This is a genomic window from Paenarthrobacter sp. GQ52 (genome assembly GCF_059759005.1).
Genome location: NZ_JCAXEJ010000047.1, coordinates 1 through 580, shown reverse-complemented (window position 1 = coordinate 580; position 580 = coordinate 1). Strand labels below are relative to the sequence as shown.

Sequence of the window (580 nt, the reverse complement as noted above, 5' to 3'; positions counted from 1 at the left end):
ACGCCGAAGCCTCGTCGGGAAGAGCCGGGCTTTGGAGTCCATGCTCAGGAGCTCACCACTGGCTGGTGCGGTGTAGAGCCGGCGAAGCCAGACACTGAGCTCTGTATCCGGAGTTCTCGCGTGATCTGGGCCAGCTTGGCCTGGTCCGGAGGCGGGGTTCGCCACGGCCTGTCCCGGAGTTGCGGCCTGCCCCTGGGTTGCGGCTCGCCCCGAACCGAGAAGCCCCCTTCCCCATTCGGCGGGGACTATTCCGTAGCCCTTGAGCCGGGCTGGTTCGCTGTCGCCTTGGAACAGGGTGCGGTCGGTCATGACGAGGTCCAGGTTGATCCCTGAAATCCCGCCAGGTGTACCGGTGACGCGCTCGACCAAGGTATCGGCCATGACCTGACCCCGGGTCGGGACAACACCAGAGCCCGCATCCCCGCTGGAACGGGCCGAATCAGCAGCCTGGCAAAGAGCCGCGTAAACCGCCACCCCTTGGGCCACCGGAAGCAGCGCGGTCAGGTACGTCATGGTGTCCGGAGCAGGGCGCAGGCTCACCATCCGTTCAGCGGCGGCACGGCTGGCACGCCCGACCACG

At 67.2% G+C, this 580-nt stretch carries 1 pseudogene; it reads right to left on the bottom strand.

The features are described from left to right. Positions 1 to 580: pseudogene (locus AC6CH8_RS22830) on the bottom strand (HNH endonuclease); the annotation flags it as partial.